At 66.1% G+C, this 16,679-nt stretch carries 14 protein-coding genes and 3 tRNA genes; 9 read left to right on the plus strand and 8 right to left on the minus strand.

The genetic code is table 11. The annotated features are described in order from the left end of the window. Window positions 1-489 carry a bacterioferritin gene (gene bfr, locus ACMGRF_RS04790; RefSeq protein WP_005415872.1) on the plus strand — a complete coding sequence of 163 codons (489 nt, stop codon included), beginning with the start codon at window positions 1-3 and terminating at the stop codon, window positions 487-489. 362 nt (window positions 490-851) lie between these two features. Here the strand turns inward: bfr and ACMGRF_RS04795 are convergent, their stop codons facing one another. From ACMGRF_RS04795 to ACMGRF_RS04805, 3 genes are all read right to left on the minus strand, one after another. After that, window positions 852-1,301, minus strand: coding sequence for a hypothetical protein (locus ACMGRF_RS04795; RefSeq protein WP_049412190.1), 450 nt, complete (start codon window positions 1,299-1,301; stop codon window positions 852-854). A 216-nt stretch (window positions 1,302-1,517) separates the two neighbouring features. Next, window positions 1,518-3,761 (minus strand): DNA topoisomerase IV subunit A, encoded by a 2,244-nt coding sequence (parC, locus tag ACMGRF_RS04800; protein ID WP_049412194.1) that lies wholly within the window; start codon window positions 3,759-3,761, stop codon window positions 1,518-1,520. A gap of 59 nt (window positions 3,762-3,820) precedes the next feature. Then, window positions 3,821-4,702: a helix-turn-helix domain-containing protein gene (locus tag ACMGRF_RS04805; protein WP_180879605.1), complete on the minus strand. Its 882-nt coding sequence runs from the start codon at window positions 4,700-4,702 to the stop codon at window positions 3,821-3,823. 172 nt (window positions 4,703-4,874) lie between these two features. On the opposite strand from ACMGRF_RS04805, the gene emrR reads away from it, so the two are divergent. From emrR to emrB, 4 genes are read left to right on the plus strand one after another with little or no spacing between them, the layout of a single operon-like run. After that, window positions 4,875-5,318 (plus strand): multidrug efflux system transcriptional regulator EmrR, encoded by a 444-nt coding sequence (gene emrR / locus ACMGRF_RS04810; RefSeq protein ID WP_005415875.1) that lies wholly within the window; start codon window positions 4,875-4,877, stop codon window positions 5,316-5,318. Then, window positions 5,315-6,808, plus strand: coding sequence for a multidrug efflux transporter outer membrane subunit EmrC (gene emrC, locus ACMGRF_RS04815; protein WP_049412200.1), 1,494 nt, complete (start codon window positions 5,315-5,317; stop codon window positions 6,806-6,808). The genes emrR and emrC overlap by 4 nt, the downstream gene beginning before the upstream one ends. An 11-nt stretch (window positions 6,809-6,819) precedes the next feature. After that, window positions 6,820-8,001: a multidrug efflux MFS transporter periplasmic adaptor subunit EmrA gene (emrA, locus tag ACMGRF_RS04820; RefSeq protein WP_049412202.1), complete on the plus strand. Its 1,182-nt coding sequence runs from the start codon at window positions 6,820-6,822 to the stop codon at window positions 7,999-8,001. Window positions 8,002-8,008: 7 nt separating this feature from the next. Next, entirely contained in the window at window positions 8,009-9,595 is a 1,587-nt protein-coding gene (gene emrB, locus ACMGRF_RS04825; protein WP_049438443.1) for a multidrug efflux MFS transporter permease subunit EmrB, read from the plus strand. A 111-nt stretch (window positions 9,596-9,706) separates the two neighbouring features. On the opposite strand, the gene ACMGRF_RS04830 is transcribed toward emrB, so the two are convergent. The 3 genes from ACMGRF_RS04830 to ACMGRF_RS04840 form a co-directional block, all read right to left on the minus strand. After that, complete coding sequence (locus tag ACMGRF_RS04830; RefSeq protein WP_049412208.1) at window positions 9,707-9,985, minus strand: hypothetical protein; 279 nt, start codon at window positions 9,983-9,985, stop codon at window positions 9,707-9,709. 323 nt (window positions 9,986-10,308) lie between these two features. Next, window positions 10,309-10,393: transfer RNA gene (locus ACMGRF_RS04835), tRNA-Leu, on the minus strand. Window positions 10,394-10,443: 50 nt separating this feature from the next. After that, on the minus strand, window positions 10,444-11,343 hold the full coding sequence (locus tag ACMGRF_RS04840) for a LysR family transcriptional regulator (RefSeq protein WP_049413260.1): 900 nt from the start codon (window positions 11,341-11,343) through the stop codon (window positions 10,444-10,446). A 99-nt stretch (window positions 11,344-11,442) separates the two neighbouring features. On the opposite strand from ACMGRF_RS04840, the gene ACMGRF_RS04845 reads away from it, so the two are divergent. Then, window positions 11,443-12,189 (plus strand): sulfite exporter TauE/SafE family protein, encoded by a 747-nt coding sequence (locus ACMGRF_RS04845; protein WP_049413258.1) that lies wholly within the window; start codon window positions 11,443-11,445, stop codon window positions 12,187-12,189. Between the two features lie 139 nt (window positions 12,190-12,328). Here the strand turns inward: ACMGRF_RS04845 and ACMGRF_RS04850 are convergent. Beyond that, window positions 12,329-12,413, minus strand: a tRNA-Leu gene (locus ACMGRF_RS04850). A 157-nt stretch (window positions 12,414-12,570) separates the two neighbouring features. Continuing rightward, window positions 12,571-12,655 (minus strand) — tRNA-Leu (locus tag ACMGRF_RS04855). Between the two features lie 128 nt (window positions 12,656-12,783). On the opposite strand from ACMGRF_RS04855, the gene rnr reads away from it, so the two are divergent. The 3 genes from rnr (at window position 12,784) to rlmB (ending at window position 16,664) form a co-directional block, all read left to right on the plus strand. Further along, window positions 12,784-15,249, plus strand: coding sequence for a ribonuclease R (gene rnr / locus ACMGRF_RS04860; protein ID WP_049411299.1), 2,466 nt, complete (start codon window positions 12,784-12,786; stop codon window positions 15,247-15,249). 94 nt (window positions 15,250-15,343) lie between these two features. After that, window positions 15,344-15,826 carry a GFA family protein gene (locus ACMGRF_RS04865; protein WP_049411297.1) on the plus strand — a complete coding sequence of 161 codons (483 nt, stop codon included), beginning with the start codon at window positions 15,344-15,346 and terminating at the stop codon, window positions 15,824-15,826. A gap of 94 nt (window positions 15,827-15,920) precedes the next feature. Beyond that, a complete protein-coding gene (gene rlmB, locus ACMGRF_RS04870; RefSeq protein WP_005408775.1) occupies window positions 15,921-16,664 on the plus strand; it encodes a 23S rRNA (guanosine(2251)-2'-O)-methyltransferase RlmB in 744 nt (247 codons plus the stop codon). Window positions 16,665-16,679: the final 15 nt, after the last annotated feature.

The following is a 16,679-nucleotide window of genomic DNA, read 5'->3' on the forward strand; positions in this document are numbered from 1 at the left end:
ATGAAAGGCAACCCGGACGTCATCGCCTGCCTGAAGGAACTGCTGCGCGGCGAGCTTGCTGCGCGCGACCAGTACTTCATCCATTCCCGCCGCTACGAGGACCAGGGCCTGTTCGCGCTGTACGAACGCCTGAACCACGAGATGGAAGAGGAAACCCAGCACGCCGATGCGCTGCTGCGCCGGATCCTGTTCCTCGGCGGCGACCCGGACATGCGCCCGCATGCCACGGAGCCGGGCAAGACCGTGGAAGAGATGCTGCAGAAGGATCTCGACACTGAATACGCCGTTCGGAACAATCTGGCCGCCGGCATGAAGCTGTGCGAGGAGAAGGGCGACTACGTGAGCCGCGACATCCTGCTGGCGCAGCTGAAGGACACCGAAGAAGACCACGCCTGGTGGCTGGAACAGCAGCTGGGCCTGATCAAGCGCATCGGCCTGGAGCTGTACCAGCTGAGCAAGATCGACGGCAGCGGCGCCCCGGCGCACTGAGCGGGCATCGTTTTTTGTAGAGCCGAGCCAATGCTCGGCTGCCTTCCGGTAGAGCCGACCGCTGGTCGGCTGCTCTGCAGAAAGCAGCCGACCAGCGGTCGGCTCTACCAGGAGCCAAAGGCAGCCGACCAGCGGTCGGCTCTACCAGCAGTACAGCGTTCTGTCGCCCGCCAGCACCGGAGCACCGCCAGCCAGCCTTCGCCCGCCAGCCGCTCCACCGCCCGCCAGCCGACAACGAAAAAGCCGGGGAATGCCCCGGCTTTTTCGTGCCTGGGGTCAGATCCGTTTTCGACGAAAACGGCTCTGACCCCTCGCTCGGGATGCATGGCACGACGACGGAGATTCAAGTCAGAGACGGGGTTTCATATCTCCTCTGCATCGGAGAGATCCTGGTATCCCACGGGAGTCAGTCCAATGAAGTCGACCAGAACTCCGTAGGGGTAGCAGATGGGTAGCCGTCCCTCTGCAAAGAGCATCGACCACCTTTCCAGCTCCCAGAACGTAATCTCTGGCTCAGAGGCCAGAGGGCCTTCCCCTGATGAAGCTTCGACTGGGAAGTGTGCGGCGAGATGATCCAATGCGTACTGTTGCAGCACTGGGAGTTTAGAGAGCTGTTCCATCACGAAGCCGACTCCAGCCATCAGCTGACCGTCTTCTGACATCTGGATCGAGAAGAAAGTGCCGTCCCCGGCAGGCAGGTGTCCTTGGGCGAACCAGCCGGTATCGCGATCCCCAACGATGTGCAGTTCGCCAAGGCCCTGAACGTGAATGGTTGAAGGAATCATCTGGTGGTTTGTGTTGGCATCAATCATTTGATTGTGATCCAAAAAACGCAAATAGCCGGGATTTCCCCGGCTATTTGCGTGCAACTGGTCAGCAATTGTCGCTTATGCCTTGTTCGTCGACTGACGCCAATCCAAGTTGGCGTCTACCCGCAAGGGCGTGTCAACCAAGGTTGACACCTACCAGGAGCGATAGTCCGGGGTCAGAGCCCGTTCCGTCGGAACGGGATCCGACCCCCGCGGCGGTCACTCCACCGACAGCCCTTCCACCTTCTGCCAGCCGCGTGGCAGCAGGTGCCCGCGGGTGGCGCGGGCGCCGAGATAGGCGTCGAGCTCGTTGAACTTCAGGCCCATGGTGCGCTGGCCGCTGCGCACCTGCAGGGTCTGCCCCGGGCTGATCGCCACGATGGCGACCACGCGTTCGGTGGCGAGCTTGGCCTTCGGGATCTCGATGATCTTGTTGCCCTTGCCCTTGTCCAGTTCCGGCAGGTCGTTGGCGGCGATCGCCAACAGGTTGCCCGAACTGGTCACCGCCACGATGCGGTCGGTGGCGACGTTGGCGACCACCGACGGGGTCAGCACCGACGAGCCGGCCGACAGGTTCAGCATCGCCTTGCCGGCCTTGTTGCGGCCGATCAGGTTCTCGAAGCGGGTGACGAAGCCATAACCGTGGCTGGAGGCCAGCACGAAGCGGGTGTCCGGCTCGGCGCTGGCCAGGGTCACGAAGCTGGTGCCCGGTGCCGGCGAGAAGCGGCCGGTCAGCGGTTCGCCATTGCCACGCGCGGAGGGCAGGGTGTGCACCGGCGTCGAGTAGGCGCGGCCTTCGCTGTCGAGGAACGCGACCTGCTGGGTGCTGCGTGCGCGCACCGCGCCCTGCAGCCCGTCGCCTTCACGGTACGACAGCGCGGATGCATCGACGTCGTGGCCCTTGGCGGCACGGATCCAGCCCTTCTCCGACAGCACCACGGTCATCGGTTCGCTCGGCACCAGCTCGGTCTCGTCGATCGCCTGCGCCGCCTGGCGCTGCACCAGCGGCGAACGGCGTGCGTCGCCGAACTTCCTGGCGTCGGCGGTCAGTTCATCGCGGATCAGCTTCTTCAGCTTGGCCTTGCTGTCGAGGATGCCGAGGATCTTCTCGCGCTCCTTGGCCAGTTCATCCTGCTCGCCGCGGATCTTCATCTCTTCCAGGCGGGCCAGCTGCTTCAGCTTGGTTTCCAGGATGTACTCGGCCTGTTCCTCGGACAGTCCGAAGCGCGCGATCAGCGCGGCCTTCGGCTCGTCTTCGGTACGGATGATGTGGATCACCTCGTCCAGATTGAGGAACGCGACCAGCAGGCCTTCCAGCAGGTGCAGGCGGCGCTCGACCTTCTGCAGGCGGTGCTGCAGGCGGCGGGTGACGGTGTTGCTGCGGAAGGTCAGCCATTCGCTGAGCAGCATCTTCAGGTTCTTCACCTGCGGACGGCCGTCCAGCCCGATCACGTTGAGGTTGACGCGGTAGCTGCGCTCCAGGTCCGTGGTGGCGAACAGGTGGCCCATCAGCTGGTCGGCGTCGACGCGGTTGGAACGCGGCACCAGCACCACGCGCACCGGGTTGGCGTGGTCGGATTCATCGCGGATGTCTTCCAGCCACGGAAGCTTCTTGGCGCGCATCTGTGCGGCGATCTGCTCGATCACCTTCGACGGCGACACCTGGAACGGCAGCGCCGTGATCACGATGTTGCTGGCTTCCCTGGTGAAGGTCGCGCGTGCACGCACGCTACCGTTGCCAGTCTCGTAGATGTTGCGCAGGTCATTGGCCGCAGTGATGATTTCGGCGCTGGACGGATAGTCCGGGCCCTGCACGTGTTCGCACAGGTCGCGCACGCTGGCATCGGGGTTGTCGAGCAGGTGCAGCAGCGCGCTGACGATCTCGTTGAGATTGTGTGGCGGCACGTCGGTGGCCATGCCCACGGCAATGCCGGTGGTGCCGTTGAGCAGCAGGTGCGGGAGCCGCGCCGGCATCCAGGTCGGTTCCTGCAGGGTGCCGTCGAAGTTCGGTGCCCAGTCGGTGGTGCCCTGGCCCAGTTCGCCCAGCAGCACTTCGGCGATCGGGGTCAGCTTGGATTCGGTGTAACGCATCGCCGCGAACGACTTCGGGTCGTCGCTGGAGCCGAAGTTGCCCTGGCCCTCGATCAGCGGGTAGCGGTACGAGAACGGCTGCGCCATCAGCACCAGCGCTTCGTAGCACGCGCTGTCGCCGTGCGGGTGGTACTTGCCGATGACGTCGCCGACGGTGCGCGCGGACTTCTTCGGCTTGGACGCGGCATTCAGGCCCAGCTCGCTCATCGAATAGATGATGCGGCGCTGCACCGGCTTCAGGCCGTCGCCGATGAACGGCAGGGCACGGTCCAGGACCACGTACATCGAGTAGTCGAGGTAGGCGCGTTCGGCGTACTCGCGCAGCGGCAGTTGTTCGAATCCGTGGAACACGGGGCGGGCAAGTTCGGTCATGCGGCGTTGTTACCTATGTCGGGAGGCGGCGACGGCGGTCGCCGCTCGCAATCCTGTGATTATCCGGATGCGGCGGGGGATGCCAAGCCGCGCGCAGGGTCCAGCCCGGTTTCCAGGCCGTGGCCGGCCCGCGCCAGGTAGCGCCCCGGCGGCAGCCCGAAGTGGCGGCGGAACACGGTGACGAACGCGCTGGCGCTGCTGAAGCCCAGTGCATGGGCGATGTCGGCGACGCTGCGGCCATCGGTCAACTGGCGCAGGGCTTCGGAGAGCCGGGCCTGCTGCCGCCACTGGGCGAAGCTGAGCGTGGTCTCGTCGCGGAAGTGGCGGGTCAGGCTGCGCGGTGACAGGCCGGCCCAGTGCGCCCATTCGGCCAGGCTGCGTTCGTCGGACGGGTCGGCCAGCAGCTGCGAGGCGATCTTCAGCAGCCGCCGGTCATGCGGCATCGGCAGATGCATGCGCTGACGCGGCGCGGTGCGGATCTCGTCCAGCAGCACCTCGATGATGTGCTGGCGCTCGGGCGTGGTGTCATAGCCCAGCGGCCATTCGCAGATACGCTCGGCCAGCGCCTGCGCCAGCTTGGACAGGCCCAGCACGCAGGGGTCGGCGGGCAGGGTGGCACAGGCGGGTGCGGCCAGCGCCATGCCCCAGCCGCGCAGCGGCCCGTCGAGGGTGACCGTGTGCGGCTCCAGCGGCGGCATCCAGCCGGCCGAACCCGGCGCCAGCGACCAGGTGCCGTGCGAGGTGCGGGTGGTCAGCAGGCCGCGCTCCACGTAGATCAGTTGCGCGCGCTGGTGATGATGCCAGTCCACCTCACGGACCAGTCCCTGCGGGCTGTCGAAGCGGTAGGCGACCACCGATGGGCCGTCGTTGCGCTCGAACCAGTCCAGTGCATCGTCCCTGAGCAGGCGTTTGGGAGCGGGGATTTCTGCCTTGTTCATCATGTCTGCTGGCTGAAATGTGTCATCCATTGGCTGGATTGTACTACCGGGCCACCTGACCAGGTCATTAAGGTAGGCGCCTTCACCGATCCAGCCCACTGCTGCAACACAGCATTCGATGCCAGATCGAATATTTCCATTGAGAAATATTTTTTTTGGAAGAGAATGCTCCCCCATGATCTGTCCTGCAACCACTCCTCCCAGCTTCGGCCTGCTGCTGCGCCAGGTGCGCGACGGCCTGGTCCGCCAACTCGACGCGTCCATGGCTGAAGAAGATCTGGGCATCGGCTTCACCCACTACATCGGGTTGAAGGTGCTTTCGAACATGGCACCGTGCACCGCCAACGAACTGGCCCAGGCCATCGATCAGGTGCCCAGCGCGGTGACCCGGCTGCTGGACAAGCTCGAAGCGCTGGGCTGCGTCCGCCGCGAACCGCATGCGCAGGACCGGCGGGCATTGCAGATCGTGCTGACCGATGAAGGCCGCGCGCTGTGGGCGCGCCTGAAGCTGCGTGGCGACGCGGTGATGGATTACGCCCTGCGTGATCTTTCCGCCGACGAGCGCACGCTGCTGCTGTCCCTCCTTACCCGAATCCGCGATTCACTGACGACCCCATGAACCCGATCCCGCATTCCACTCTCCGCCGGTCCGGGCGCGCGCTGCTGGTGTCAGCGCTGGCCCTGGCCCTGGCCGCCTGCGCCAGCAGTCGTGGCCTCAACCCGCAGGGCCACGTGCTTGACGTGGACAGCCTGCACAGCGAACGCACCCTGGCCGACACCGACCTGAGCGCCACCGGCTTCCCGGCGCAGGACTGGTGGAAGGCACTGGGTGATGCGCAGCTTGACGCGCTGGTTGCCGAGGGCCTGGCCGGCCACCCGAGCCTGGACGCCGCCGATGCCCGCCTGCGCCAGGCCCAGGCCCAGGTCGGCACCGCACGTGCCGACGAACTGCCGAGCCTGTCGGTGTCCGGTGGCTACACCGGCCTGCGCCTGCCTGAGTCGATGGCAGGCAGCGAGATCGGTGGCCATTACGCCGGCAGCAGCCAGGTCGCCTTCGACTTCAGCTACGGCGTGGACCTGTGGGGCGGCAAGCGCGCCGCCTGGGAAGCCGCCGTGGACGGTGCGCACGCCGCCACCGTTGAAGCGCAGGCCGCCCGCCTGAACCTGTCCACCGGCATCACCCAGGCCTATGCCGACCTGGCCTACGCGTGGCAGCTCAACGACGTGGCCGAGGAAGAGCTGAGCCGCTCGCAGAAGTCACTTGAACTTACCCGCCAGCGCCGCCGCGCCGGCATCGACAGTGATCTGCAGGTGCGCCAGGCCGAGGCCCGCGTGCCGGCCGCGCAGCAGCAGGTGCAGGCCGCCCAGCAGCGTATCGACGCCGCCCGCACCGCACTGGCCGCGCTGGTCGGCAAGGGTCCGGACCGTGGCCTGTCGATCCAGCGCCCGCGGCCGCTGAATCCGGTGGCACTGCAGCTGCCGGGCGTGCTGCCCAGCGAACTGCTTGGCCGCCGCCCCGACATCGTGGCCGCACGCTGGCGCGTTGAAGCAGCCGACAAGCAGATCAAGGTTGCCAAGACCAAGTTCTACCCGAGCTTCAACCTGACCGCGCTGGCCGGCGTGGTCGCCCCGAATGTGGGCGACCTGCTGAAGAGCAGTTCCACCTTCGCCTACATCGGCCCTGCGCTGAGCCTGCCGATCTTCGAAGGCGGCAAGCTGCGCGCCAACCTGGCCAATACCGATGCGCAGTACGACCTGGCGGTGGCCAACTACAACCAGACCGTGCTCGATGCGCTGCGTGATGTGGCCGACCAGGTCAACGCGGTGCGCTCGCTGGCACAGCAGGCGCAGTCGCAGCAGCAGGCGGTGGACACCGCACGCGCTGCCTTCGACCTGGCCCAGCAGCGCTACCGCGCCGGCATCGGCAGCTACCTGGACGTGCTGACCGCGCAGTCCACCCTGCTGCAGTCGCAGCAGCAGCTGGCCGGCCTGCAGTCGCAGCAGGTGCAGTCCTCGGTGCGCCTGAGCAAGGCGCTGGGCGGTGGTTTCCAGCCCACTGACGCCGACCGCGCACCGATCGCCTCCCATTCCGATTCCTCGCATTCCTGAAGATCTCCGACATGAGCCAGACCCAAGACACCGCGGCCCCGGCCGCCCCCAACCGCCGCGGCAACCTGCTGCGCGGCCTGTTCGTGATCGTCGTGCTGCTGCTTGCCGCTTTGGCGCTGTGGTACTTCATGTTCGGCCGTTGGTTCGAAGAGACCGACGATGCCTACGTGCAGGGCAACCAGGTGCAGATCACCCCGCTGGTGACCGGCACCGTGGTCGCCATCAATGCCGATGACGGCATGCGCGTGGAGCGCGGCCAGCTGCTGGTGCAGCTGGACCCGTCCGACACCGCGGTGGCGCTGCAGCAGGCCGAAGCCAACCTGGCCAGGACCGTGCGCCAGACCCGTGGCCTGTACCGCAGCGTGGAAGGCGCGCAGGCGGAACTGAACGCCCGGCAGGTGACCCTGAAGCGCGTGCGCGACGACTACGCCCGGCGCAAGGACCTGGCCGCCACCGGCGCCATCTCCAACGAAGAACTGGCCCACGCCCGTGACGAACTGGCTGCTGCCGAAGCCGCCGTGGCCGGTTCGCGCGAGACCGTCGAGCGCAACCGCGCGCTGGTCGACGACACCGTGATCGCCACCCAGCCGGACGTGCAGGCTGCCGCCGCACAGCTGCGTCAGGCCTTCCTCAACAACGCCCGCGCCGGCATCGTCGCGCCGGTCTCCGGCTACGTCGCCCGTCGTTCGGTGCAGGTCGGCCAGCGTGTGCAGCCGGGCAATGCCCTGATGGCCGTGGTGCCGACCGAGCAGATGTGGGTCGAGGCCAACTTCAAGGAAACCCAGCTGCGCCACATGCGCCTGGGCCAGGAAGTGGAGCTGAAGTCGGACCTGTACGCCGGCGACGTGAAGTACAAGGGTCGCATCCAGAGCCTGGGCCTGGGCACCGGCTCGGCGTTCTCGCTGCTGCCGGCGCAGAACGCCAGCGGCAACTGGATCAAGATCGTGCAGCGCGTGCCGGTGCGCATCGCCATCGATGCCAAGCAGCTGGCCGAACACCCGCTGCGCATCGGCCTGTCGATGAAGGCCGAAGTGAGCCTGCGCGACCAGAAGGGCGAAGTGCTGCCGAGCACCCCGGCCAAGGGCACGGTGTTCGACACCGACGTGTATGCCAAGCAGCTGCATGATGCCGACGAGGTGATCCACACGATCATCCAGGGCAACCTGCCGCAGCAACAGGCGAAGGTGGGCTGAGGTCGCCATGTCCGCACAAGCTCCAGCCGCGCCCGGCGCTCCGGGCGCACCGGCGGCGCCGGCTGCGGCCTCCGGGTTCCTGCCGCCCAGCGTCGCCCTGTGCACCGTAGGCCTGGCGATGGCGTCGTTCATGCAGGTGCTCGACACCACCATCGCCAACGTCTCGCTGCCGACCATCGCCGGTAATCTCGGCGCCAGTTCGCAGCAGGCGACCTGGGTCATCACCTCGTTCGCGGTCAGCACGGCCATCGCGCTGCCGCTGACCGGCTGGCTCAGCCGCCGTTTCGGCGAACGCAAACTGTTCGTCTGGGCCACCCTGGCCTTCGTCATCACTTCGCTGTTGTGCGGCCTTGCGCAGAGCATGGGCATGCTGGTGGTGTCGCGTGCGCTGCAGGGTTTCGTGGCCGGCCCGATGTACCCGATCACGCAGTCGCTGCTGGTCTCGATCTACCCGCGCGAGAAGCGCGGGCAGGCATTGGCGCTGCTGGCGATGATCACGGTGGTGGCGCCGATCTGCGGCCCGATCCTCGGTGGCTGGATCACCGACAACTACAGCTGGGAATGGATCTTCCTGATCAACGTGCCACTGGGCATCTTCGCTGCGCTGGTGGTGGGCAACCAGCTGAAGGGACGCCCGGAGCAGATCGAGAAGCCGAAGATGGACTACGTCGGCCTGGTCACGCTGGTGATCGGTGTCGGCGCGCTGCAGCTGGTGCTCGACCTGGGCAACGACGAGGACTGGTTCTCGTCGATGAAGATCGTGGTACTGGCCTGCGTGGCGGTGGTGACGCTGACGGTGTTCCTGATCTGGGAACTGACCGACAAGGATCCGATCGTCGACCTGAAGCTGTTCCGGCACCGCAACTTCCGTGCCGGCACGCTGGCGATGGTGGTGGCCTATGCGGCGTTCTTCAGCGTGGCGCTGCTGATTCCGCAGTGGCTGCAGCGTGACATGGGCTATACCGCGATCTGGGCAGGCCTGGCGACCGCGCCGATCGGCATCCTGCCGGTCATCATGACGCCGTTCGTGGGCAAGTATGCGTCGCGCTTCGACATGCGGATGCTGGCCACCGTGGCCTTCATCGTGCTGTCGATGACCAGCTTCCTGCGCTCGAACTTCAACCTGCAGGTGGACTACATGCACGTGGCCGGCGTGCAGCTGATCATGGGCATTGGCGTGGCGCTGTTCTTCATGCCGGTGCTGCAGATCCTGCTGTCGGACCTGGATGGGCGCGAGATCGCGGCGGGCTCCGGCCTGGCGACGTTCCTGCGCACGCTGGGCGGCAGCTTCGCGGCCTCGCTGACGACGTGGCTGTGGGCGCGGCGTACCCAGGTGCACCATGCCGACCTGACCGAGCACATCTCGGCCTATCAGCCGGGAATGCAGGAGCAGGTCACCGCAATGGGGCAGGGCGACCTGCAACATGGCGCGGCGGTACTGAACAACATGATCAACCACCAGGCATCGCAGATGGGTTTCAACGACATCTTCTTCCTGCTGGGCTGGATCTTCCTGGCGATCATCACCTTCCTGTGGCTGGCCAAGCCGCCGTTCGGTGCGGGTGCCGGTGCGGCCGCCGGCGGCGGACACTGAAACTCCCTGGAAACACCGTGCTGTATTTTGACCCCGCCGCCAGGCGGGGTCCTTGCTTGTGCTACGCAGATCGCACGGACCGTGTCATCGGAGCATTGCAACGATGCAGGTTCAACGCGTGCGATAGACGCGCTTGAACACCACCCGATCACGGAACAATCGGGAAATGGCCCACATTCCCGCCACCAGAACGGCCGCGCCTGTGAGCCAGCCGGCAGTGGCCTGCAATTGGCTGCCGACCAGTGTGCCGCAGACAATGGCGGCGACAAAGACGAACATGACCGCCTCCCTGGATGCACCGTAGTGGACCTCGGCCTGGCATCCCACGCATACGGTTACGCCATGGTTCGAGCCGGTATGGCAGTGAGGGCAGATGATGCTGCGCTGCATTGGTGCGTCCTTTTGGGGAGAGGAGGGGCGCTGGTCAGGTCGTGGCGATACACCTGCAACCGGCTCCCGCAAATCTGCCTCCACCGAAAAGGAATCGGGTGGATATCTACTAGGAAAAGTACGAATTGAACGGCCAACGTGAAATGGGGCCCAAAAGCGGGCCGTCCAGGGGAGGGGGCCGACGCACGGGGATGCGGTATGCGCCAGTAGGCGATTCCCAGATGGTGCGAGATACGACAGTTCGATGGGTAGGTGGGACGCCACGTTCGCCAAACCCCGAAAACGAAAAAACCCGCTTTCGCGGGTTTGATCATCTTGAGTCGTGGTGCCCAGGAGAGGACTCGAACCTCCACGGTTTTACCCGCTAGTACCTGAAACTAGTGCGTCTACCAATTCCGCCACCTGGGCGACTCAGGAGATGAATTGTGCGGTACGGCAGAGAGTGTGTCAACAACATTTCACACTTTTTTCTGCGGTTGCACGCCCAGGTGGTGCAGCAGGCTGCGCATCGCCGGTGACAGCTGCGCCCACCCGGCGAAACAGGCGCACAGGCGGCGCTGTGCCCACCCATCGGCAAGCGGCACCGCAACGGTATGCGTACTGCGTCGATGCTGGCGCGCGATGCTCCGCGGCACGATGCCGACACCGATGCCGTGGCCGACCATGATGCAGACACCCTCGAAGGTCTTCATGCGGATGCGCACATCCAGGCGGCGCCCGATGTCGCGGGCCTGGTCTTCGATGTAGATCTGAAGCGCATTGCCATCGGCGAGGGCAACGAAGGTCTCGCCTGCGGCATCGGCGAAGGTCACGCTGCGCAGTGATGCAAACCGGTGATCGGCAGGAAGCAGCATCACCAGCGGATCTTCGGCGACCACATGCTGCTGCAGGCCGGCAGCGTCGACCGCATCACTGATGATGCCGGCCTCGGCCTGGCCAGCGATGATCGCGCGCACGACTTCGGGGCTGGTGCGCTCCAGCAGTTCCACGTGCAGGCGCGGGCGTTCGGCCAGCCACGGTGCCAGCCGCGGGGGCAGATAGTTGGTCAGCGCAGCGGTGTTGGCATACAGGTGCAGGGTGCCACGCGCGCCGTGCGCGAATGCCTGCAGCTCGCCGCGCAGCTGCGCCTGCTGCTGCACGATCAGTCGCGCATGGTGGGCGAGGGCGGCGCCGGCTTCGGTCAGGCTGACGCCACGCGGGTGCCGGTTCAACAACGCGGTGCCGGCGTCGGCTTCGATCGTGCGCAGGCGTTCGCTGGCTGAAGCCAGTGCCAGGTTCGCCTGCGCTGCGCCGGCCGTGATGCTGCCCGCCTCGGCAATCGCCAGGAACAGGCGCAGGTCGGCGATATCCATCCGCATGTGATGCCCTCATCGCAACGCCTGTGCCTTCGGATCAGCCGAAGGCGAGGCCGGGAAGACCGCATTGTGCGCCGAGTCGCCGGTCGATCCAATGAAGGCATGAATGAACCGATGTACTTCTATGTGCTGCTGGTGGTGGTGTTCGTGCTGGCCGGCGTGGTCAAGGGCGTGACCGGCATGGGGTTGCCGACGGTGGCGATGGGCCTGCTGGGCAGTACGCTGTCGCCGGTGTCGGCGGCGTCGATGCTGTTCATTCCCACCTTCGTCACCAATGCGTGGCAGCTGCTGTCCGGGCCGTCACTGGGCCCCATCGTGCGGCGGTTGTGGCCGATGATGCTCGCGGTGGTGGTGGTGACGCTGGGGTCGGCCGCGCTGCTGGTGCGGGTAGATCGCACTGGGTCGCGCGTTGCCCTGGGCCTGGCGCTGGTGGTCTATGCGGCCTATGCGCTGCTTGCGCCGGTGTTCCGCGTGCCGCAGCGGCGCGAGCGTTGGCTGGGGCCGCTGGTGGGGGCGTTGTCGGGCGTGGTGACTGGCGCCACCGGCGTGTTCGTGATGCCGGCCGTGCCGTACCTGCAGTCGCTGGGGTTGCAGCGCGAAGAGTTGGTGCAGGCGCTCGGGTTGGCGTTCACCGTGTCGACGATTTCGCTGACCACCGGCCTGGTGCTGCACGGTGCGTTCGGCATCCAGCAGCTGGGGCTGAGTGCACTGGCGGTGCTGCCGGCGCTGCTGGGCATGTGGTTGGGGCAGGTGATCCGGCAGCGGATCAGTGCGCGGGTGTTCCGCGCCTGTTTCCTTGGGTTCCTGCTGCTGCTTGGGCTGGAACTGGTGCTGCGGCCGCTGGTCTGACGGCGTTCGCGGTCGCCTTTTGCAGACCCGAGCCATGCTCGATTGATCATCACAGGGGTCGAGCATGGCGCGACTCTGCAAAGGCCCGAATTGCGGGCATGAAAAAACCCGCTTTCGCGGGTTTTTCTCATTCTCGACGTGGTGCCCAGGAGAGGACTCGAACCTCCACGGTTTTACCCGCTAGTACCTGAAACTAGTGCGTCTACCAATTCCGCCACCTGGGCGTCGAGGAGCGAAATTATGGGGTGTTGTTACGGAGGTGTCAACACCTTGGTGAAGACACTCCGAACAGCGCCTCGCGGTGTCCTGCTCAAGGAAGGGGCGTTCCCGCGCTGGATCGCAGGCAAAAAAAATCCCCGCCGAAGCGAGGAGTTTTTTCGTTGGTGCCCAGGAGAGGACTCGAACCTCCACGGTTTTACCCGCTAGTACCTGAAACTAGTGCGTCTACCAATTCCGCCACCTGGGCGTTCCAGAGGCGCAATTGTGAAGATGAATCCGGGGACTGTCAATGACTTCCTGAAATTATTTCATCCAACGCCTCCAGGGCGGGCGCTGACCCGTTCTGCACGCCATCAACGGCTACCATGTAGGGCGATGACTACCAAAAAACCAAGCAAGGGCGGGAGCAAGTCCCGCAGCCAGGCCCCCAACAAGGGCCCGAAGGCGGGCGCAGCCCGCACCGCCAAGCCGGGCAAGCCGCTGCCAGGCTGGTTCCCCGAATTGAATGAAGGCGGCACACCGCCGCGCGGCCGCAAGGTCCGCAGCGCTGATGCGGCTGCACCCGGCCCGGCCCCGGGCCGCAAGCTGCCGCCGACCGGCAAGGTGATCGACGATCCCTATGCCGCCCGCGAAGCCGAGAAATACGAACAACCCATCGCCAGCCGCGAGGCCATCCTGGCCCTGCTGGAGCGTTGCGAAGGCCCGCAGACGGCCGAGGAGCTGGGCGCGCGCCTGGGGCTGACCGCACCGGACCGGGCCGAGGCGCTGGCGCGCCGGCTCGGTGCCATGGTCCGTGATGGCCAGCTGGTGCAGAACCGCCGTGGCGGTTTCGCTCCGATCCAGACCCTGAACCTGGTCACCGGCGTGGTGATCGCCAACCCGGAAGGGTTCGGCTTCCTGCGCCCGGTCGAAGGGGGCGACGATCTGTTCCTGCCGCCGTACGAGATGCGCAAGGTGATGCACGGCGACAAGGTGCTCGCCCGCGTGACCGGCATCGATCACCGGGGCCGTCGCGAAGGCAGCATTGCGCGCGTGCTCGAACGCGGCATGACCCGCCTGATCGGCCGCTTCAGCATTGAGATGGGCATCAACTACGTGGTGCCCGATGACAAGCGCGTGCAGCGCAACGTGCAGGTACCGCCGGACCAGACCGGTGGCGCGCGCGACGGCCAGCTGGTGGTCTGCGAACTGACCCAGGCCCCGGACAGCCGCCGCCCGCCGATCGGCCGCATCATTGCAGTGCTGGGCGACAAGCTGACCGCCTCGCTGGTGGTGGAGACCGCCATCCACGGTCACGAGCTGCCGTTCGAGTTCCCGCAGGAAGTGCTGGATGAAGCGGCCTCGGTGCCGCTGGTGGTCGAACCGGCGATGATCGGCGACCGCGTCGATCTGCGCAGCACGCCGCTGGTCACCATCGATGGCGAGGATGCCAAGGACTTCGACGACGCGGTGTACTGCGAGCCGAATGCCGACGGTTTCCGCCTGGTGGTGGCCATTGCCGATGTTTCGAACTACGTGCGCCCCGGCACGCCGCTGGACGAGGAAGCGCAGAAGCGTGCGACTTCGGTCTACTTCCCCGGCTTCGTGGTGCCGATGCTGCCGGAAACCCTGTCCAACGGCATCTGCTCACTGATGCCCAAGGTCGACCGTATGTGCTTCGTCTGCGACATGCAGATCGACCGCGACGGCTTGGTCACGCATTCGCGTTTCTACGAGGCGGTGATGAACTCGCACGCGCGCCTGACCTACACCCAGGTGTGGAAGGCGGTGGGCGAGGACGATGCCGATACCAAGGCCTGGATGGGCAGCCTGCTGCCGCAGGTGCAGCGACTGCACCAGCTGTACAAGGTGCTGTCCAAGGCACGTGCCAAGCGTGGCGCCATCGAGTTTGAAAGCAGCGAGGTACGCTTCGTGCTGGACAACCGTGGTGAAGTCACCCAGGCCGGCATGCTGGTGCGCAACGACGCGCACAAGCTGATCGAGGAATGCATGATCGCGGCCAACGTCGAGGCGGCCAGGTACCTGCTGTCGCGCCACGTGCCGGCGCCATACCGCATCCACGAGAAGCCGCCGGAAACCAAGTACGCCGACCTGCTGGAATTCCTCAAGGAGTTCAAGCTGAGCCTGCCGCCGTGGTCGAAGGTGCGCCCGGGTGACTACACCAAGCTGCTGAAGAAGATCCGCGACCGCCCCGATGCGACGCTGCTGGAGTCGGTGTTGCTGCGCAGCCAGAGCCTGGCAATCTACAGCCCGGAGAACCACGGCCACTTCGGCCTGGCGCTGGAGGCCTACGCGCACTTCACCTCGCCAATCCGTCGCTATCCCGACCTGCTGGTACACCGCGCGATCAAGCATGCACTGTCCGGCAAGCCGCTGGACAAGTTCACCTACAACGCCCGCGAGATGGCCGCGCTGGCGCTGCAGTGTTCCGAGCGTGAGCGCCGTGCCGACGAGGCCGAGCGCGAGGTCGACGAGCGTTACCGCGCGGCGTGGATGGAAAAACACGTGGGTGGCCAGTTCGACGGCGTGATCAGCGGCGTGACCAGCTTCGGCCTGTTCGTCGAGCTGGATGAGTCGAAGGTGCAGGGTCTGGTCCACGTGACCCAGCTGCCGCAGGACTATTACAAGTTCGACGCAACCCGCAAGACGTTGACCGGCGAGCGCCGCGGCGGCAGCTACCGGTTGGGCGACCGCGTGCGCATCCTGGTGCTGAAGGCCAGCATGGAAGAGCGCAAGATCGACTTTCGCCTGGTCGAGCACAAGGGTGAGGACGAGGGCGATGGCCTTCCGCCGCTGCCTGAGCGGGGCAAGCCGGCCAAGCGGAAGAAAGAGAAATATTGATGACCGTGGTAGTGCCGGCCGCTGGCCGGCATCCATGGCACCCTCGGCACCGACGGGTTGCCGGCCAGCGGCCGGCACCACCAGGAGACATCGCATGCAAGGCCAACCCGAATACAGCGGCGGCTGCCAGTGCGGCGCAATCCGCTTCCAGGCCCGTGGCGAGCTGACCCACAGCTCGATCTGCCACTGCCGCATGTGCCAGAAGGCCTTTGGTGCCTTCTACGCGCCCTTGGTGTCCGTACGCGGTGTGCAGTTCAACTGGACCCGGGGCCAGCCGCGCTATTTCCAGTCCTCCAACGTGGTGCGGCGCGGGTTCTGCGCCGACTGCGGCACGCCGTTGACCTACGAAGCGCCCGATGGCGTGGCGGTGGCTGCCGGCGCGTTTGACCAACCCGAACGCCTGCCGCCGACGATCCAGTACGGGGTCGAGCGCAAGCTGCCCTTCGTCGACAGCCTGGCCAGCCTGCCGGCCCGACGTACCGAGGAGGACATCGCGGCGCTGGATTTCCTGGCCACGATCGTGTCCCACCAGCACCCCGACCACGACACCCCGCACTGGCCGCCCCGCAGCCGTTGAGGTTTGTGTAGAGCCGAGTCCATGCTCGGCTGCCTTGAAGCGCGGCCGCCGCCGATGCTCTACCATAGCCACCCCCTTTCCGGTCCCCGCCCGCATGAGCAAGAACAGCCAGTGGATTGTCGGCGTCAACGCCGTCGCCTCCTCCATCGAGAACGACGCCGAGAACGTCCGCGAAGTGCTGGTCGAGGCCGGTGCGAAGAACCCGCGCCTGACCGAGATCGAGGAAAACGCGCGCCGCAAGGGCATCGACGTGCGCAAGGTGAACAGCCAGGCGCTGGACGGCGTCGGCGGTTCGGTGCGACACCAGGGCGTGGCCGCGCGCTATGCCGCCGCCCGCACCTACAGCGAGAACGAGCTGGAAGGCCTGGTTACTGCGGCCGAGGGCAAGGCCCTGCTGCTGGTGCTGGACGAGGTGCAGGACCCGCACAACCTGGGCGCCTGCCTGCGCTCGGCCGCTGCGGCCGGTGCAACCGCAGTGATCATCCCCAAGGACAAGTCGGCCACGGTCAACGCCACCGTGCGCAAGACCTCGGCCGGTGCCGCTGATCTGATCCCGGTGGTGGCGGTAACCAACCTGTCGCGCTGCCTGAAGGACCTGCAGAAGCAGGGCGTGTGGATCTACGGCCTGGCCGGTGAGGCCACCGCCTCGCTGTACCAGCTGGACCTGAAGGGCAACATCGCGCTGGTGCTGGGCGGCGAAGCCGACGGCCTGCGCCGCCTGACCCGCGAGAACTGCGATGGCCTGGTCAAGATCCCGATGCCGGGTGAGATCGAGAGCCTGAATGTCTCCGTCGCCGCCGGCGTCAGCCTGTTCGAGGCCGTGCGCCAGCGCGGTTGATCTGTAGAGCCGAGC

It is taken from the genome of Stenotrophomonas sp. EMP41 (genome assembly GCF_047495535.1).
Classification (GTDB): domain Bacteria; phylum Pseudomonadota; class Gammaproteobacteria; order Xanthomonadales; family Xanthomonadaceae; genus Stenotrophomonas; species Stenotrophomonas sepilia.